Origin of the sequence: Pseudomonas sp. NY15437, assembly GCF_048068435.1 — a bacterium.
In the GTDB taxonomy this organism is placed as follows: domain Bacteria; phylum Pseudomonadota; class Gammaproteobacteria; order Pseudomonadales; family Pseudomonadaceae; genus Pseudomonas; species Pseudomonas nitroreducens_B.
This window is the reverse complement of sequence record NZ_JBLUQC010000005.1, coordinates 110,559-126,781: the sequence shown is the minus strand read 5'-3', so window position 1 is coordinate 126,781 and position 16,223 is coordinate 110,559. Positions and strand designations below refer to the sequence as shown.

The 16,223-nt window shown below is 66.6% G+C and carries 16 protein-coding genes and 1 riboswitch; of the genes, 9 read left to right on the top strand and 7 right to left on the bottom strand.

The genetic code is table 11. The features are described 5' to 3' along the window. Positions 1-145 precede the first annotated feature (145 nt). The 6 genes from ACNFIA_RS13865 (at position 146) to ACNFIA_RS13840 (ending at position 5,880) form a co-directional block, all read left to right on the top strand. Positions 146-1,111 (top strand): 2-hydroxyacid dehydrogenase, encoded by a 966-nt coding sequence (locus tag ACNFIA_RS13865; protein ID WP_416785661.1) that lies wholly within the window; start codon positions 146-148, stop codon positions 1,109-1,111. Further along, positions 1,108-1,872, top strand: coding sequence for a DUF1835 domain-containing protein (locus ACNFIA_RS13860; RefSeq protein WP_416785658.1), 765 nt, complete (start codon positions 1,108-1,110; stop codon positions 1,870-1,872). The genes ACNFIA_RS13865 and ACNFIA_RS13860 overlap by 4 nt, the downstream gene beginning before the upstream one ends. Before the next feature lie 51 nt (positions 1,873-1,923). After that, entirely contained in the window at positions 1,924-2,925 is a 1,002-nt protein-coding gene (locus ACNFIA_RS13855; protein ID WP_259757228.1) for a class I SAM-dependent methyltransferase, read from the top strand. Positions 2,926-3,045: 120 nt separating this feature from the next. After that, a complete protein-coding gene (locus tag ACNFIA_RS13850) occupies positions 3,046-4,503 on the top strand; it encodes an amino acid permease (protein WP_259759727.1) in 1,458 nt (485 codons plus the stop codon). A gap of 43 nt (positions 4,504-4,546) precedes the next feature. Further along, positions 4,547-4,740, top strand: a riboswitch (yybP-ykoY riboswitch). 15 nt (positions 4,741-4,755) lie between these two features. After that, a complete protein-coding gene (locus ACNFIA_RS13845) occupies positions 4,756-5,337 on the top strand; it encodes a TMEM165/GDT1 family protein (protein WP_259757229.1) in 582 nt (193 codons plus the stop codon). Positions 5,338-5,436: 99 nt separating this feature from the next. Next, a complete protein-coding gene (locus tag ACNFIA_RS13840) occupies positions 5,437-5,880 on the top strand; it encodes a ketosteroid isomerase-related protein (RefSeq protein WP_416785654.1) in 444 nt (147 codons plus the stop codon). A 697-nt stretch (positions 5,881-6,577) separates the two neighbouring features. Here ACNFIA_RS13840 and ACNFIA_RS13835 read toward each other — a convergent pair. Next, entirely contained in the window at positions 6,578-7,561 is a 984-nt protein-coding gene (locus ACNFIA_RS13835) for an NAD-dependent epimerase/dehydratase family protein (RefSeq protein ID WP_259757232.1), read from the bottom strand. Between the two features lie 92 nt (positions 7,562-7,653). After that, positions 7,654-8,475 (bottom strand): M48 family metallopeptidase, encoded by an 822-nt coding sequence (locus tag ACNFIA_RS13830; protein WP_259757233.1) that lies wholly within the window; start codon positions 8,473-8,475, stop codon positions 7,654-7,656. 428 nt (positions 8,476-8,903) lie between these two features. Between ACNFIA_RS13830 and ACNFIA_RS13825 the strand changes: the two genes are divergently transcribed. Beyond that, positions 8,904-11,036, top strand: coding sequence for a methyl-accepting chemotaxis protein (locus ACNFIA_RS13825; protein WP_416785650.1), 2,133 nt, complete (start codon positions 8,904-8,906; stop codon positions 11,034-11,036). Between the two features lie 623 nt (positions 11,037-11,659). Here the strand turns inward: ACNFIA_RS13825 and ACNFIA_RS13820 are convergent. From ACNFIA_RS13820 to ACNFIA_RS13810, 3 genes are read right to left on the bottom strand one after another with little or no spacing between them, the layout of a single operon-like run. Beyond that, positions 11,660-12,271 carry an SOS response-associated peptidase gene (locus tag ACNFIA_RS13820; RefSeq protein ID WP_416785647.1) on the bottom strand — a complete coding sequence of 204 codons (612 nt, stop codon included), beginning with the start codon at positions 12,269-12,271 and terminating at the stop codon, positions 11,660-11,662. Between the two features lie 33 nt (positions 12,272-12,304). Continuing rightward, entirely contained in the window at positions 12,305-12,571 is a 267-nt protein-coding gene (locus ACNFIA_RS13815; protein ID WP_259757237.1) for a DUF2007 domain-containing protein, read from the bottom strand. Beyond that, positions 12,571-12,753: a CPXCG motif-containing cysteine-rich protein gene (locus tag ACNFIA_RS13810; RefSeq protein ID WP_192430807.1), complete on the bottom strand. Its 183-nt coding sequence runs from the start codon at positions 12,751-12,753 to the stop codon at positions 12,571-12,573. The genes ACNFIA_RS13815 and ACNFIA_RS13810 overlap by 1 nt, the downstream gene beginning before the upstream one ends. 138 nt (positions 12,754-12,891) lie before the next feature. Here ACNFIA_RS13810 and ACNFIA_RS13805 point away from each other — a divergent pair, with 138 nt between their 5' ends. Further along, complete coding sequence (locus tag ACNFIA_RS13805) at positions 12,892-14,052, top strand: 1-acyl-sn-glycerol-3-phosphate acyltransferase (protein WP_259757238.1); 1,161 nt, start codon at positions 12,892-12,894, stop codon at positions 14,050-14,052. Positions 14,053-14,089: 37 nt separating this feature from the next. Here the strand turns inward: ACNFIA_RS13805 and ACNFIA_RS13800 are convergent, their stop codons facing one another. Then, positions 14,090-14,368 (bottom strand): hypothetical protein, encoded by a 279-nt coding sequence (locus ACNFIA_RS13800; protein WP_416785642.1) that lies wholly within the window; start codon positions 14,366-14,368, stop codon positions 14,090-14,092. A gap of 263 nt (positions 14,369-14,631) precedes the next feature. Here ACNFIA_RS13800 and ACNFIA_RS13795 point away from each other — a divergent pair, with 263 nt between their 5' ends. After that, positions 14,632-14,838 (top strand): hypothetical protein, encoded by a 207-nt coding sequence (locus ACNFIA_RS13795; protein WP_416785640.1) that lies wholly within the window; start codon positions 14,632-14,634, stop codon positions 14,836-14,838. Between the two features lie 61 nt (positions 14,839-14,899). Here the strand turns inward: ACNFIA_RS13795 and ACNFIA_RS13790 are convergent, their stop codons facing one another. Then, complete coding sequence (locus tag ACNFIA_RS13790) at positions 14,900-15,487, bottom strand: YajG family lipoprotein (protein ID WP_259757242.1); 588 nt, start codon at positions 15,485-15,487, stop codon at positions 14,900-14,902. Between the last annotated feature and the right edge of the window lie 736 nt (positions 15,488-16,223).

The window sequence follows — 16,223 nt, the reverse complement described above, 5'->3', positions numbered from 1 at the left end:
CGCCTGTCAGACTTTTCACTCAAACAACTACCATCACTGAATCGCCATTCCGGGCCTCCGTCTGCGGGCAGACCGGGTTGTCCTCGCCACCGGTTGTGCCGAGAATCCCCTTCATCACGCCCTTTCGATCAAGGTGTCATCGCTCATGAATCCTGCTCGCGCCGTCTTCCTCGACCATGCCTCCCTCGACCTCGGTGACCTCGACCTGGCACCGCTGCGCGCGGTGTTCAGCGAACTGCTGCTGCACGCGGGCAGCACGGCGGACCAGGTGGCGGAGCGGCTGCAGGGGGCGCAGGTAGCGATCACCAACAAGGCGCGGATCGACGCCGATGTCTTCGCGCAGTGCCCGCAACTCAAGCTGATCCTGGTGGCGGCCACCGGTACCAACAACGTCGATCTCGACGCCGCGCGCCGCCACGGCGTGACCGTGAGCAATTGCCAGGGCTACGGCACCCCGTCGGTGGCGCAGCACACCCTGATGCTGCTGCTCGCCCTGGCCACCCGCCTGCCGGACTACCAGGCGGCGATCCGCGAGGGCCGCTGGCAGAAGGCCCCGCAGTTCTGCCTGCTGGACTTCCCCATCGTCGAGCTGGAAGGCAAGACCCTCGGCCTGCTCGGCCACGGCGAGCTGGGCGGCGCGGTGGCAAAACTGGCCGAGGCCTTCGGCATGCGCGTGCTGCTGGGCGCGCTGCCGGGCCGCCCCGCGCGCGCCGATCGGCTGGCGCTGGACGAGCTGTTGCCGCAAGTCGACGCTCTGACCCTGCACTGCCCGCTGACCGACGCCACGCGCAACCTGATCGGCCAGCGCGAACTGGACCTGATGAAACCCGGCGCCTTCCTGATCAACACCGCCCGCGGCGGGCTGGTGGACGAGCAGGCGCTGGCCGATACCCTGCGCCGCGGCCACCTGGGCGGCGCGGCGTTCGACGTGCTCAGCGTCGAGCCACCGCGCGACGGCAACCCGCTGCTGGCCGGCGATATCCCGCGCTTCATCCTCACCCCGCACAGCGCCTGGGGCAGCCGTGAAGCCCGGCAGCGCATCGTCGGCCAATTGAGCGAGAACGCCGCCGGTTTCCTCGCCGGCGAGCCGCGCCGGGTGGTGGCAGCATGAGCCTGCACCTGGTGTGCGGCGATGGCGCCGCCGAGGCCCTGCGCCGGGCAGTGGCCGACGGCGTGCTGACCGAGAAGAAAATCCGCGTAATGCCGGACGACCTGGCCGTCGGCCCGCTGGGCGATGTGGATCAGCCGCCCTGCCAGCAGCGCGCCGCGTTCTGGCATACCTTGGGCGGCGACGTCCTGCGGGAGCGGGCCATCGCCAGCGAACTGGCCAGCGACGCCACCTGGTTGCGCAACCCGGACGCCGCCAGCATCACCCTCTGGCACGGCGACAGCGCCAGCGAGCAACTGCTGCTGCGCCGCGTCTGCGCGCTCCTGCCGGCCCACGTGAGCGTGCGCAGCGTCGGCGCCGGCAGCGGCCAGTGCCGCAGCGAGGACCGTCACGCCATCGCCATGCTCAAACCCGTGGAGCTGGCCAACGCCCTGGCCGCCAGCCACGAACTGGACGCCGCCGAGCGCCAGCGCCTGGGCGCCGACTGGCAGCAGGCGCTGGCCCAGAACGCCGAGCTGCGCCTGTGGCTGGACGGTCAACTGAGCGGCACCGGTTATGCGCACATCGACCGCATCCTGCTGGACAGCGCCAGCGAATCCTGGCGCCCGGTGCAATCACTGATCGGCCCGACCATGGCCTATGTCGACGGCCTGTTCGTCAGCGACCTGCTGGCCGCCTGGCGCCTGCGCGAACAGGTCGCGGCAGGCGTATTGCAGCTGCGCGGCGACGACTTCTGGAAGAACGCCGAGGTGCGGCTCGCCTAGGCCCGGCCGCGGCAGCCCTGCTAAACTCGCGCCCTTTTTCGAGGAGGCCGCATGTCCAACGCCCCCACCAGTGAAGTGCTGCTGCGCCAGATCGAGCGCTTCCAGGGCCGCGTCCTGCTCGCCGGCCTGCCCGCCGACGGCCTGCTCGGCGAGCTACCCCATGCCCAGGGCTGGAGCTGGCACGCCGGCGATGCCCGACAGCTTGAAAACCGCCATACCGGCCGCTGCCACTTCGGCGCCACGCCGCCGGCGGGCCAGTTCGACGCCGCCGTGCTGTTCCTGCCCAAGTCCCGCGAGCTGACCGACTACCTGCTGGCCGCCCTGGCCAGCGCCGTGCCCGATGGTGAGCTGTACCTGGTTGGCGAGAAACGCGCCGGCGTCGAACGCGCCAGCAAGCAGCTGGGCGAATTCGGCCGCGCCAGCAAGCTGGACAGCGCCCGTCACTGCCAGCTGTGGCACACCCACATCGACGGCGCGCCGGCCGCGCCCGACCTGCATGGCCTGGCGCAACGCTACGAACTGCCGCTGGCCGACGGCCCGCTGCAGGTCATCACCCTGCCCGGCGTGTTCAGCCATGGCAGGCTGGATCGCGGCAGCGCGCTGCTGCTGGAACACCTAGCCGACCTGCCAAGCGGCCATCTGCTGGACTTCGGCTGTGGCGCCGGGGTACTCGGCGCCACGCTCAAGCGACGTTATCCACAGAGCCGGCTAACCCTGCTGGACGTCGATGCCTTCGCGGTCGAAAGCAGCCGCCTGACCCTGGCCGCCAATGGCCTGGAGGGCGAGGTGATCGCCGGCGACGGCATCGACGCCGCGCCGCAGGATCTCGCCGCCATCGTCAGCAATCCGCCCTTCCACCAGGGCGTGCACACCAGCTACGCCGCCACCGAACAGCTGCTGCGCCAGTCGGCCCGCCACCTGGCGCCCCGCGGTGAGCTGCGCCTGGTGGCCAACAGCTTCCTGAAATACCCGCCGCTGATCGAACAGCACCTGGGCCCCTGCCGCACTCTGGCCGAGGCCGACGGCTTCCGAATCTACAGCGCCCGGCGCTGATCCACGGCTCGCACTACACTCCACCGAGCCCGCCCGGATCGGCGCATCGCCGCTCGCCCTGAACTATCGAGGACACCCGTGAATCGCAGAATCAAAGATGACGTCGAACTGACATTCGCCATGGGGCCGAAGGAGAAGCCGCATCATCTCAAGCGCTCCCTCAAGCCGCGCCACCTGAACATGATCGCCATCGGCGGCTCCATCGGCACCGGCCTGTTCGTCGCCTCAGGCAGCACCATCGCCACCGCCGGCCCCGGCGGCGCGCTGCTGGCCTATGCGCTGATCGGCCTGATGGTGTTCTTCCTCATGACCAGCCTCGGCGAGCTGGCGGCGTACATCCCCGACTCCGGCTCGTTCTGCACCTACGGCAGCCGTTTCATCGACGATGGCTTCGGCTTCGCCATGGGCTGGAACTACTGGTACAACTGGGCGGTGACCATCGCCGCCGAGCTGGTGGCCGCGCAGCTGGTGATGAAGTTCTGGTTCCCGGAGGTCGCCGGCATGTACTGGAGCGCCGGCTTCCTGGCCATCATGTTCATGCTCAACTTCTTCTCGGTGAAGGGGTTCGGCGAGAGCGAGTTCTGGTTCGCGCTGATCAAGGTGGTGGCCGTGGTGATCTTCATCGGCATTGGCCTGGCCAGCATCATCGGCATCATGCACGGCATCGACAGCCCTGGTTTCAGCAACTTCACCACGGGGGATGCGCCCTTCGTCGGCGGCCTCCAGGCAATGATCGGGGTGGCGATGATCGCCGGTTTCTCCTTCCAGGGCACCGAGCTGATCGGCGTCGCCGCGGGCGAGTCGGAGAACCCGCGCAAGTCCATTCCGATTGCCATCCGCCAGGTGTTCTGGCGAATCCTGATGTTCTACATCCTGTCGATCTTCGTCATCGGCATGCTGATCCCCTACACCGATCCGAACCTGCTCAAGACCGACAGCACCGACATCAGCACCTCGCCCTTCACCCTGCTGTTCGAGCGCGCGGGCCTTGCCGCCGCGGCCGGCGTGATGAACGCGGTGATCCTCTCGGCGATCCTCTCGGCGGGTAACTCGGGGATGTACGCCTCGACCCGGATGCTCTACACCATGGCCACCCAGGGCAAGGCGCCGCGCCTGTTCACCCAGGTGTCCGAGAGCGGCGTGCCGCGCTATGCGCTCTATGCCACCACGCTGATCGGCGCGCTGTGCTTCCTCACCAGCTTCATCGGCGACAAGACCGTCTACACCTGGCTGCTCAACGCCTCGGGCATGTGCGGGTTCATCGTCTGGCTGGGCATCGCGGTGTCGCACTACCGCTTCCGCAAAGGCTTCGTCGTCCAGGGCGGCAACCTCGATGACCTGCCCTACCGCGCCAAGTGGTTCCCCCTCGGCCCGCTGTTCGCCTTCACCCTGTGCCTGATCATCACCCTGGGGCAGAACTACCAGGCCTTCGTCGGCGAGCACGTGGATTGGGCGGGGCTGGTCGCCACCTACATCACCATCCCGCTGTTCCTGGCGATCTGGCTGGGCTACCGGTTCAAGAACGGCACCCGCTTCGTGCGCTACGAGGAAATGGACATTCGTCCGAAGCACGATTGATCCTACAAGCGGCTTGCCCAAGTCCTACGACTTGGGCAGAATGCGCCCCGTCCTAGGGGAGTAGTCTCCCGCGAGCGCCCAGCTCGCCCGGTACGCGTCAACACACTTGGTCCGCAGACCATGGCGCGTACGATCCAGGCCTGCAGCGTTCAGGCCGGGGTTTGACAAGACCTATGACACGAGCAACCTGACCCGGGGCGGGCAGGTGGCGCGTGTCATGGTGATTCGTCGACCCGCCCCTTAGGAAGCCTGATGGAATCCCTCTTCGTCCCTACCCTGATCGTTGCCCTGGCGGAAATCGGCGACAAGACGCAATTGCTTGCGCTCGTCCTCGCCGCGCGGTTCCGCAAGCCCTGGCCGATCATCGCCGGGATCATCGCCGCCACCCTGGCCAACCACTTCGCCGCCGGCGCCGTTGGCAGCTGGGTCGCCTCGTTCTTCTCGGAAAGCACCCTGAGCTGGGTACTGGCCGTGTCGTTCCTCGCCGTCGCCGGCTGGACCCTGATTCCGGACAAGCTCGATGACGACGAAGAAGGTTCGCTGAAGAAATTCGGCCCGTTCCTCACCACCCTGATCGCCTTCTTCCTCGCCGAAATGGGCGACAAGACCCAGGTCGCCACGGTGATGCTGGCCGCGCAGTACCCGCACTTCTGGCTGGTGGTGATCGGCACCACCCTGGGCATGCTGATCGCCAACGTACCGGTGGTACTGGCCGGCAACTTCGCCGCCGAACGCCTGCCGCTGAACCTGATCCGCCGCCTGGCCGCCGCTGCCTTCGCCGTCCTCGGCCTGGCCGCCGTCTACCACGCGCTGAAGCTCTCCGGGGTGCTCTGAGCGGCCGCTTTTCGTCGGGGGGCTGGCGCGCCGGCCAATGCCTGTGTATCGCCCGCGATACACAGTGGCGCCTGAGCCTCCCCGACAAAGGATGTCGCCATGCCGGAAAAAGACCTGAAGAAGATTGCCCGCCAGCACATCGACCTGGCCTGGAACAAGGGACACCTGGCGCTGGTGGAGCAGTTGCACAGCCCGGACTTCATCTACAAGAGCGCCTTCACCGCCCAGCCGCTGGACAACGCCGGCTACCGCGCGCTGGTGGAGGAGATTCGCAGTGGCATGGAAGACCTGGAGGTGGCGGTGGAGGAATGCATCCGCGAGGGCCACAAGGTCTTCACCTGGAGCACCCTGATGGGCAGCATCGCCCGCCCGGTGCTGGGGTATCCGGTCAGCGACCGTATCGTCAGCATCTCGGCCATGGGCTTCTGGGTGTTCAACAGCCAGAACCAGGTGCAGGAGCTGTGTACGCTGTTCGACATGGAAAGCTTCCGCGCACAGATGGGATTGCCCAACCGCTCGTTCGCCGAAAAGGCGCTGCCCTGAACCCCGAAAAATCCCGGCCATGAGCCGGGCTTTTTTCTGTGCGCCTGTCACCCACGTCCACGAACTGCCGGAGCGCGCCATGCGCGCGATCGCGGGCATGGCCCGCTCCTACAAGGAGAACCCGAGCCAGCCCGGCAGCGGCTTTTCGTAGGACCGAGGGGGACGCCCAGCCCTTGCTCGCGAACAAGGCGCCACTCGGTGCCGTGCGGTTCGCGAGCAAGCTCGCTCCTACACCGTGCCGGCTGACACCGTGGGTTCCTCCTGCGCCGAACGGTCCCCTCTAGGGTGAGGGGCTCCTGCAAGAGCGGATCTTATCCGCGAATCCGGCCGGCAGGCCGGGGCTCGGGCAAGGCACCGCCGCAAGGTGATCGCGGAGAAGCTCCGCTCCTACAAGGGGAACCCGAGCCTGCCCGGCAGCGGCTTTTCGTAGGACCGAGGGGGACGCCCAGCCCTTGCTCGCGAACAAGGCGCCACTCGGTGCCGTGCGGTTCGCGAGCAAGCTCGCTCCTACACCATGCCGGCTGACACCGTGGGTTCCTCCTGCGCCGAACGGTCCCCTCTCCCGCTTGCGGGAGAGGGTTAGGGTGAGGGGCTCTTGCAAGAGCGGATCTTATCCGCGAATCCGGCCGGCAGGCCGGGGCTCAGGCAAGGTGGTCGCGGAGAAACTCCGCTCCTCCACAGAGGGGTTGAGCCCGCTTCAGAGGTAATCGTTGGCCTGGAACCAGGAAATCGCCCGCTCCAGCGTGTCCTCCAGCGGCACATGGGATTCGAAGCCCAGTTCCTCGCGCGCCTTGCGGCCATCGAGGAACTGCCCGCCGGCCATGACTTCGATCGCCGTGTCGTCCAGCAGCGGCATCTTGCCGGTCAGGCGGTAGCGCCAGCGGCCAAGGGTGGCCAGCGCACGGGCACGGTGCAGCGGCATCGGGGTCGGCGCCGGCTTGCCCAGCAACTTGGCGATGGTGGCGGTCAGCGCGGCCATCTCGATGTTGTGCCCGGTGAGCAGGTAGCGCTCGCCCACCCGTCCGCGCTCAAGCGCCATGAGCAGACCGCGCCCGGCCTCGGAGGCGTCGATGACGTTGCGCCGGCCCGGCACGTAGTGAAGCATCTCGTCGCGGCCGATGGCAGTGATCAGGCGGCCGGTGGTCGGGCCGATGTCCAGCTCGCCCAGCACCATGCCGGGAATCCCGATGACCACCGGCAATCCGCCGCGAGCCTGCTCGCGGGCCTGTTCATCCAGCGCCCACTTGCACATCACGTAGGCGCTCTTGCCGGTGGGCAGCCCTTCGTAGAACAGCCCCTCGTGCCCTGGCAGCCCCTGCGGGTGCAAGGGCATGGCGAAGGCGGAGCCGACATAGAGGATGCGCGGCACCTTCGCCTGCAGGCAGGCGGCGTAGAAGTGATTGGTCAGGTCCAGCGCGCTGGCGACCTCCTCCTGCCAGCGACGGGGGCGCACCGGGTAATACCCGGCGCTGAAGATCACCGCGTCCAACCCACTGAGCGCGCGGGCCATCCCCTGGTGATCGAAGAGTTCGGCAACCCGGCACTCCGGCTCGAGGTAGGCCAGGCGCTGGATCTGCGACGAGGGTCGATGGATCAGCACCAACTGGTGGCCGGCCGCCTTGATCGCGCGGGCGGCATGGTGGCCCAGGAGCCCGGTGGCTCCGAGTACAGCGATTTTCACGGGTGCTCCCTGTTCACTGGATCGGGCGGCGCAACCTTACGCCGCCCTTGGCCGTTCGAGAGAATCACGAACCACTGCTGCAAAACCAATGCTCAGCGGGCCTTGGCCTGCTCGTAGAGCGGCATGACCTTCGGGATGGCGGCCTGCAGGTTGGCCATCCGCGTGCTGTCCGCCGGGTGCGTGCTGAGGATTTCCGGCGGCGCCTCGCCGTTCGATGCCTGGCCCATCTTCTGCCAGAGGGTCATCGCGGCGTTGGGGTTATAGCCGGCTCGCGCCGCCAATTCCAGGCCGATCAGGTCGGCTTCGTTCTCGTTCTGCCGGCTGTTGGGCAACGTCAGGCTGTACTCGACCACCTGGTGGGCGAGGTCCACGCTGTTCTGACCCAGCCCCAGCAAGGCGCCACCGATGCCCAGGCCCATCTGCTCCGCGTAGGCGCGGGACATGGCCTCGCGGCCGTGCTCACGCAAGGCGTGGGCGATCTCGTGGCCCATCACGGCGGCCAGTTCATCGTCGGTGAGCTTGAGCTGATCGATCAGCCCGGTGTAGACGATGATCTTGCCGCCCGGACCGCAGTTGGCGTTGAGCTCGTCGCTCTTGATCACGTTGACTTCCCACTGCCAGGACGGCGCGTCGGAGCGGAAGGCGCCGGTCTGCGGAATCAACCGCGCGGCGATGGCCTTCACGCGCTTGGCGTCGCTGCTGCTGGCATCCAGCTTGCCGGCCTTGGAGGCCTCGCCGAGCGTCTGCTGGTAGGACTGCGCATACATCTGGTCGACCTGCGCACTGGACAACATGCTGAACATGTTCTGCTTGCGATCGACGCCGACGACCCCGCCGCTGGTGGTGTTCACCTGCTGGCAAGCGGTGAGGAGCAGGGCTGCGGCCAGGCCTGCGACACGAAATACTCTGGGCATGTTGCTCTCCCGAAACAATGCAATCTCCCACGAACAGCGCGCATGGTAGGCCCACCCCCGATGCCCGGCAACTGGCAGGAAACAGCCGGTGCAGCAGTGACTTAGGAAAGCGGACCGGCTCACCGGATGACGCCCTGCGCCACCGGTCGTGGTGTTCGCGCTGCGCCTGGGCAAACCCTCGGTGCACAGCCGCGCGAGCGTCGCCACAGCGTTCCGCCCGCCGGCAAAACGGCGAGCCTTGAGCGCTGTGCGCGACCCGATAATTTCATTTTGACATCACATGCTAGACCTCCCGGTCAGCGCCGACAATCCTGCAACAGGCAGCCAACAGCGGCGTTACAACCCATTACAACGGCCGCCTAAGGAAAATCCCGGGGCCTGCCGATACAGATAGACAAGCAGGTCTCTGGCACATTCCGGGTACGCGTATGAAATTCAAGTCGATCCAGTTTTCCGTGGTGGCGCTGGCTGGTGCCAGCGTTCTGGCAGTGGTCGCGGCGCTGGTGCTGTATGCGCTGTTCGCCGGCTCGCGGACCCAGGCGCTGGTGCAGGAACGCACCCAGGCGCTGCTCGAGCAGGTGATCAATGAGCGCCTGGTGGCGCTGGCGCGCGGCCAGGTCAGCCAGATCCAGCGGGAGCTGGAATACCCCCTTACCATCGCCCGCGAGCTGGCCAGCACCAACGCCCTGCTGGATGAAACCGACGCCAACGGCCAGCCGCTGCTGGGCATCGGCCGCGCCGGCATGTCCAACCTGCTGCGCCAGACCGTGGCGCAGAACCCCAAGCTGCTCGACGCCTTCGCCGGCTGGGAACCCAACGCCTTCGCCGGCAACGACAGCCAGTACGTCGGCCTGCCCGGCTACGACGCCAGCGGCCGCTTCATGCCCTGGTGGTACCGCAAGGACGGCAGCCTGACCGTGGAAGCCATGGGCGACACCCTGGAAAGCCAGAAGATGCAGCCCACCGGCGTGCGCGAGGGCGAGTACTACCTGTGCCCGAAAGAGAAGCACCAGCCCTGCATCATCGACCCGGCGCCCTACGAGATGGGCGGCAAGATGGTGCTGATGTCCTCGTTCAACGCGCCGATCATGGTCAAGGGCCAGTTCAAGGGCACCGTCGGCGTGGACCTGTCGCTGGACTTCATCCAGGACCTGCTCAAGGCCGCCGACAGCCAGCTGTATGACGGTGCCGGCGAGATGGCGCTGATCTCCACCAACGGCCGCCTGGTCGCCTACACCAAGGACCCGGCCAAGCTCGGCGAGCCGGCCAGCAGTGTGCTGGACGCCAACGAAGTGGCCAACCTGACCAAGCTCACCCTCGACCAGCCGCTGACCTCGGTGGACAAGGAACACGGCCACATCGAGCTGTTCCTGCCCTTCACCATCGCCGACTCCGGCGCGCGCTGGACGCTGATGCTGCAACTGCCCCAAGGCGCCGTGCTGGGTGACCTGAACCGGTTGCAGAGCGACCTCAAGGCCCAGCGCGACAGCGACACCCTGGGCATGACCCTGGTCGGCCTGATCATCGCCGCCATCGGCCTGGTCGTCATCTGGCTGGTCGGCCACGGCATCGCCCGTCCGCTGCGCCAACTGGTGGGCATGCTCGACGACATCGCCCAGGGCGAAGGCGACCTCACCCGCCGCCTGAGCAGCGACCGCGCCGACGAACTGGGCTCCATCGCCAAGGGCTTCAACACCTTCCTTGGCAAGCTGCAGGGCATGATCGGCCAGGTGGTGACCTCGGTGCAGCACGTCAGCGATTCCTCCGAGCACACCGCCGACATCGCCATCCGCACCAACCAGGGCGTGCAGAAGCAGCTGGCGGAAATCGAGCTGGTGGCCACCGCCGTCCACGAGATGACGGCCACCGCCCAGGACGTCGCGCGCAACGCCACCCACGCGGCCGAAGCGGCCAACCACGCCGACCAGGCTGCGCACCACGGCAAGCGCATCGTCGAGAGCAGCTCCGAGGCGATCCAGGCGCTGGCCAGCGAGATCGGCCGCGCCGTGGGCGTGGTCCAGTCGCTGGCCCGCGACAGCGAGAACATCAACGCGATCCTGGTGGCCATCCGCGGCATCGCCGAGCAGACCAACCTGCTGGCGCTCAACGCCGCCATCGAGGCGGCCCGCGCTGGCGAGCAGGGCCGCGGCTTCGCGGTGGTCGCTGACGAGGTGCGCAACCTGGCGCAGAAAACCCAGCAGGCCACCGAGGAAATCCAGTCGATGATCCAGCAGTTGCAGAACGGCACCCGCGAAGTGGTGCAGGTGATGCAGCAGAGCCAGGACAAGACCGAGGACAGCGTGCGCCACGCCGGCGAAGCGGCCCAGGCGCTGGAGTCGATCACCCAGGCGGTGTCGGTGATCAACGACATGAACACCCAGATCGCCAGCGCCGCCGAGGAGCAGAGCGCGGTGGCCGAGGACATCAACCGCAACGTCAGCAACATCGGCATGGTCGCCAACCAGGTGGCCGGCGGCGCCGACGAAGCCTCCCAGGCCAGCGCCGAGCTGACCAAGCTGGCCGAGCAGCAGCGCCGGCTGGTGAATCAGTTCAAGGTGTAAGGTTGTTCGGCCTGGCCGGGCGCTCGCCCCTGTAGGAGCGAGCTTGCTCGCGAACCCGCCCCACGGCGAAGCCCCCTCACCCCAACCCTCTCCCTCAGGGAGAGGGAGCCGTCTGTGCCGGCTGATGCCACGAGTTTATCCTCCCCCCGATCAGGTCACAGGGCGCATAACGCGCCAGCGTTATCCACCGCGGGGCAATCGGCGGATAACCCGCCCCGGGTTATCCGCCCTACGGTCCTGCGAATCTAACGAGCAGAAGCGGCGCCGCTTTTCGTAGGACCGAGGGGGACGCCCTAGTCCTTGTTCGCGAACCACCCACGCACCTGGCCCGGCGGGAAGAAGCCTTCGCGGACAAGGTCCGCTCCTACGGGGAATTCGATTCAGGCGTAGGGTGCATAACGCGCCAGCGTTATCCGCGTGGGGCAATCGGCGGATAACCCGTTCCGGGTTATCCGCCCTACGGTCCTAGCGTCCCCGCTGCCGTCCTTCCCCCTCACCCCAGCCCTCTCCCCAGGGAGAGGGAGCCGTCCGTGCCGGCTGATGCCAAGGTTTCATCCTGCATCGATCGGTCCCCTCTCCCTCCGGGAGAGGGCTAGGGTGAGGGCAGGGCTTGGCCCGCCATATCACGCCGGCGTCAAGCACTCCGGCCCGTTGCAGGCCGGATCGTTGACAAAGTTCGCCAGCGCCTGCTCGCGCAGCCGTGCCTGGGGCAGTTGCAGCAATTCCAGCAGCCGCGCCATGGGCGTCTGGTTCGACAGCCACTGCGCCTGCTCCTGCACATCGAGGATCAGCGGCCGGCGCATCTCGCCCGCCGCCTGGGTCAGCATCGCCACGCTGTAATAGATGTGGCCTTGCACCGGATACGCCTCCCACACCCCGGCAAAACAGATCAGCCCGCCACCGGATATCCAGTGCGGGCGCTTGCGCACCCCGCGCCATTCGTAGAAGCCGTTGGCCGGCAGCAGGCAGCGGCGCTGGGCGAAGGCGTCACGGAACATCGGCTGTTCGGCGATGGTTTCCGCGCGGGCATGGGCCGGGGTGCGCGACAGGTCCTTCAGCCAGGCCGGGGTCAGGCCCCAGCGCGCCAGGTCGGCCTGGCGCCGGCCTTCCTCCTCGCGCAGCATCAGCACCCGCGCGCCGGGCGCGACGCTCCACTGCGGCTGCAGGTCAGCCGGGAAGCCGGCGCTGTCGGCAAGCTCGCGGTTCCAGCGGAACAGGGCATAACGGCTGGTCATGGGCGGAGGGTCATCGCAGGACGTGGACGGCGGTCAGCACAGCAGGACGCCAGGGCCTCCCTCGTGATCATCGAAGGCACCCGGCAAGGGTTGCGCGGCATTGTACGCGGCGATCAGCTCCCGCGCCCGCTCGGCCACCTCATCCTCCACCCACAGGTGCAGCAGCCCCAGCCCCGGCAGCTCGCCGATGCCGCCGACCAGGTGGCGGCCGCCCAGGTGCGACGAAATGCCCTCGTTGGCCAGCATGCCGCCCAGCAGTTCGGCTTCGATCAGGTCGGCAGGTTCGTAGATTCGCTGCATCAGTCGTCCTCGCGCTGGACTTCCAGGGTCCACTCCACACCATCGGTGTGAAGCTGGAACAGGATCGGCCGGCAACACACCGGGCAATCTTCATAGTAGCTCTGGTCGCCCCCGGAGAGATCGAGTACGGCCTCGGCCGGCTCGCCGCAATAGGGGCAGGAATACGCCTGACTTTCGAGCATCGCTGGTTCCCCCGTGACTTCCGTTTATAATCGCGCGGTCTTTTTGGGTGCCCAGCCGGACCGTCCGTTCATTGGGCCCCTTCCGAGCCGTCTACGTCGCGGCCCGGCCGTGACACCCCGAAAAATTCATTAGAGAGCATGATGGGCGAGTTCGAAGCCATCCGACCGTACAATGACGCCGAAGTCCCGGCTGTCCTGCAACGCCTGCTGAGCGATGACGCCTTTCTCGGCGCGCTGGCGCGTTACCGTTTCCCGCGTCTGTCCGGACCGTTCGGCTGGCTGCTCAGACCACTTATAGCCCATCGGCTGGCCCGCGAGGTCACCGGCATCCGCAGCGTCGTCGCGCTGCAGGACAAATTCGAGCCCTACGTCGACCGGACCATCGAGCACGCCACCGACGGCGTCACCTACTCCGGCGTCGAGCGCCTGAAATCCGGCCGCGCGTACCTGTTCATCGCCAACCACCGCGACATCGTGATGGACCCGGCCTTCTGCAATTACGCGATCTTCCACGCCAAGCTGCCGACGCCGCGCATCGCCATCGGCGACAACCTGTTGCAGAAGCCCTTCGTCAGCGACCTGATGCGCCTGAACAAGAGCTTCATCGTGCACCGCTCCATCAGCGGCCGCCGCGAGAAGCTGGCGGCGTACCAGAACCTGTCGGCCTACATCAACCACTCGATCAGGAACGACGGCCAGTCGATCTGGATCGCCCAGGCCGAGGGCCGCGCCAAGGACGGTGACGACCGCACCGATTCGGCGATCCTCAAGATGTTCCACATGAGCCGCAAGGACGAGCCGTTCGCCGACGTCATCCGCGAGCTGCACCTCATCCCGGTGTCGATCAGCTACGAGTACGACCCGTGCGATGCCGCCAAGGCCCGCGAGCTGTTCACCCGCGCCACCACCGGCGAGTACAAGAAGGCGCCGGGCGAAGACGATCGCAGCATCGTGCAGGGCATCACCGGCTACAAGGGACGGGTGCACATCAATTTCGGCGAGGAGATCACCGGCAACTTCGCCGACGCCAAGCAGCTCGCCGCCGAACTGGACCGGCAGATCCTCGGCAACTATCGGCTGTTCCCGGTGCACTACCTGGCCTACGAGGCGTCCGACCTGCGCGACGCGGCCCTCGACGTGCCCCGCGCCGAAACCCTGTTCAAGGCCGAGGAACTGCAGCGCGCGCGCACCGAATGGGAGCGTCGCCTGGGCGAATGCCCCGCGGAGCAGCGCGGCCACCTCATCCTGCAGTACGCCAACCCGGTGCTGAACCAGTACCGGCTCAAGCAGCAGGCATGAAAAAAGGCGCCCTCGGGCGCCTTTTTCGTTTCTCGGCTCAGAGCTGGGTGCTGTACCAGCTCACCGCCACGGCCAGGCCCATGCAGGCGAAGCCGAAGCGGTAGAAGAAGCGGTTCATCCGCGCGGTTGGCTCGACACTGTCCAGCGGCACCGGCGCAATCTCGCTTTCGGCGGCCAGGCGCGCCAGGGCAAGGCGTTCACGGCGGCGGGTCGCCAGCAACAGCCAGCCTCCGGCCAGGGCGAAGAACAGGGCCAGGTCGTTCACGATACGACCGGGATGGGCCTGGAACAGACTCCAGAGCGCCTGCAGCGACATCACAACCTCCGCTTCAGAACTGCACACCATCGACTTCGAAGCAAAGCGGGGGTCAGTCTGGACGAACGGGCATGGCCCGTCATGGATGAGAAACAATCGACGCGCATTTTATCCGCTGGGCCGCCCTTGCAGCCAGCGCACAACGCTTATTTACGACGAGCGTAAGAATTATCGAGAAATGGTCTAAGACCTTTCCTGCGCCCTGGCACGTTGCTGGCTTCAACGACTGTTGCCTATCCGGTCTTTCGCCAAGGAGATTCGCCATGCTCGACATCATCCCCCACGAAAACGCCTACCTGATCGACCACCTCGATGAAATCGAAGCCGTGGTCGTGGAACTCTCGTTCAACGTCCAGGACGACCATTGGCTGGTCTACACCCAGGCCTGCGGCCACGAACACCTGGACTTGCCGGAAACCGACGAGCGCATGCGTTTCTTCGAAGTCGACCCGTATCGCCAGGCCGCCTGACCGCTATCAGCGGCCCATGAAAAAGCCCGCCAACTGGCGGGCTTTTTCATGGCCGGTTCGCTCAGCGCTGGTTCAGCGTCTGGCCGATGGTCGGGTCCTTGAACACGCGGGTCAGCGCATCGCTGAGCACGTCGCTCACCAGCTTGGTGTTGGTCGCCTGGTTGGGCGCCATGCCGAAGCGCTGGTTGGTGGAAGCGCCGTAGCGGCCACTGTAGCGACGGGTGCCGCTCTGCACGTCGGCGCGGAAGGTGGCGCCGATGTCGGCCTCGGTGACGTACACGCCTTCTTTCGGCGACTGGTACTTCAGCTCGGACAGGGTCAGGGTCAGCTGCGGCGCGTTGTAGGCGTTGGCCGACGGGGTGAAGCCCAGCAGGCGCACGGCGGTTTCGGCCTGCAGCTGCAGCTTGGGAATCACGTCTTCGCTGCGCACGGTCAGCTGGCTGGTTTCCGAATACAGGCCGCCCCGGGTGCCCAGCGCGGTGCTCGGGCGACCGTCGACGACACGCACCACCACCGGCTGGCCCTGGCCAACGGCGGCGACCGGCCCCTTGAATTCGGGCGTCGGGTTGAGTTGTTGCGGGCTGAGGGCGCAGCCGGTCAAGGTCAGGCTGGCGGCAGCGATAAAGCCGAGCAACAGGCGAGGCAGCATGCTCATCTCTCCATGGGGTTAAGCGATGGCCGGCAGTATACCGGCGGGCAGCGCGGTCAGATAGCGCTTGGCCATTGGACGCGGAACCCGTTCTCAGGGTTCCCTGGCCACGCGTCGATACGCCGCCTTGACCCACCCGCAGGCGACACGCACCGGGAGGGGGCACAAATGGCAAATCAAGGGGCACACACTAGGAAAAAAGTCTAAGGTGCAGAGCTTTTTTTTCTGTTTCGCCGTTATAATCGCCCCCCGATTATAAGGACGCCTCCTGGTCGGGCCCCGCACGATGCCGACACGCCGTGTCTCGCCGCTGCCACCCCTCAAAGAGAGTCGCCACTCGCCTCGGTCACTGGCCGTCGCGCTTTGTACGTTCGTTGCGCAGAACTTGGCAAGGATGCAGCCGCTCCCCTCCGTACGGAGACCGGACCGGCCCGCGACGACGATCCCCTTTGAGCTTCACGCCTCCAAAAGAGCGTGATCGAAGGTTTTTCACTACTTCACGAGAGTGTGGCGAGCAATGAAGAGTTTTGCGTTGGTAGCACCATTGACGTCTGACCCCGCAGCACTGAATCGCTTTTTCGGCACCGGAAGCCGCGCCTGAGCGCCACTTTCGGATGCACTAGCGGATGCACATGTCCGCCGTGGACTGCCGAGAAGGTGCGCATTTCCCCTCCTCCGATCCCGGCCCGACACATTCGCGAAAGGTCCTTCGTGACCTGAGAAGAATTCGGACAGG

Bases quoted from the DNA above. Each gene is read 5' to 3' on its own strand.
- ACNFIA_RS13840 (WP_416785654.1), top strand. From the start codon at position 5,437: ATGCCGGAAAAAGACCTGAAGAAGATTGCCCGCCAGCACATCGACCTG.
- ACNFIA_RS13865 (WP_416785661.1), top strand. From the start codon at position 146: ATGAATCCTGCTCGCGCCGTCTTCCTCGACCATGCCTCCCTCGACCTC.
- ACNFIA_RS13795 (WP_416785640.1), top strand. From the start codon at position 14,632: ATGCTCGACATCATCCCCCACGAAAACGCCTACCTGATCGACCACCTC.
- ACNFIA_RS13850 (WP_259759727.1), top strand. From the start codon at position 3,046: ATGGGGCCGAAGGAGAAGCCGCATCATCTCAAGCGCTCCCTCAAGCCG.
- ACNFIA_RS13800 (WP_416785642.1), bottom strand. From the start codon at position 14,368: ATGTCGCTGCAGGCGCTCTGGAGTCTGTTCCAGGCCCATCCCGGTCGT.
- ACNFIA_RS13815 (WP_259757237.1), bottom strand. From the start codon at position 12,571: ATGCAGCGAATCTACGAACCTGCCGACCTGATCGAAGCCGAACTGCTG.
- ACNFIA_RS13805 (WP_259757238.1), top strand. From the start codon at position 12,892: ATGATGGGCGAGTTCGAAGCCATCCGACCGTACAATGACGCCGAAGTC.
- ACNFIA_RS13855 (WP_259757228.1), top strand. From the start codon at position 1,924: ATGTCCAACGCCCCCACCAGTGAAGTGCTGCTGCGCCAGATCGAGCGC.
- ACNFIA_RS13810 (WP_192430807.1), bottom strand. From the start codon at position 12,753: ATGCTCGAAAGTCAGGCGTATTCCTGCCCCTATTGCGGCGAGCCGGCC.
- ACNFIA_RS13790 (WP_259757242.1), bottom strand. From the start codon at position 15,487: ATGCTGCCTCGCCTGTTGCTCGGCTTTATCGCTGCCGCCAGCCTGACC.
- ACNFIA_RS13845 (WP_259757229.1), top strand. From the start codon at position 4,756: ATGGAATCCCTCTTCGTCCCTACCCTGATCGTTGCCCTGGCGGAAATC.
- ACNFIA_RS13830 (WP_259757233.1), bottom strand. From the start codon at position 8,475: ATGCCCAGAGTATTTCGTGTCGCAGGCCTGGCCGCAGCCCTGCTCCTC.
- ACNFIA_RS13860 (WP_416785658.1), top strand. From the start codon at position 1,108: ATGAGCCTGCACCTGGTGTGCGGCGATGGCGCCGCCGAGGCCCTGCGC.
- ACNFIA_RS13820 (WP_416785647.1), bottom strand. From the start codon at position 12,271: ATGACCAGCCGTTATGCCCTGTTCCGCTGGAACCGCGAGCTTGCCGAC.
- ACNFIA_RS13825 (WP_416785650.1), top strand. From the start codon at position 8,904: ATGAAATTCAAGTCGATCCAGTTTTCCGTGGTGGCGCTGGCTGGTGCC.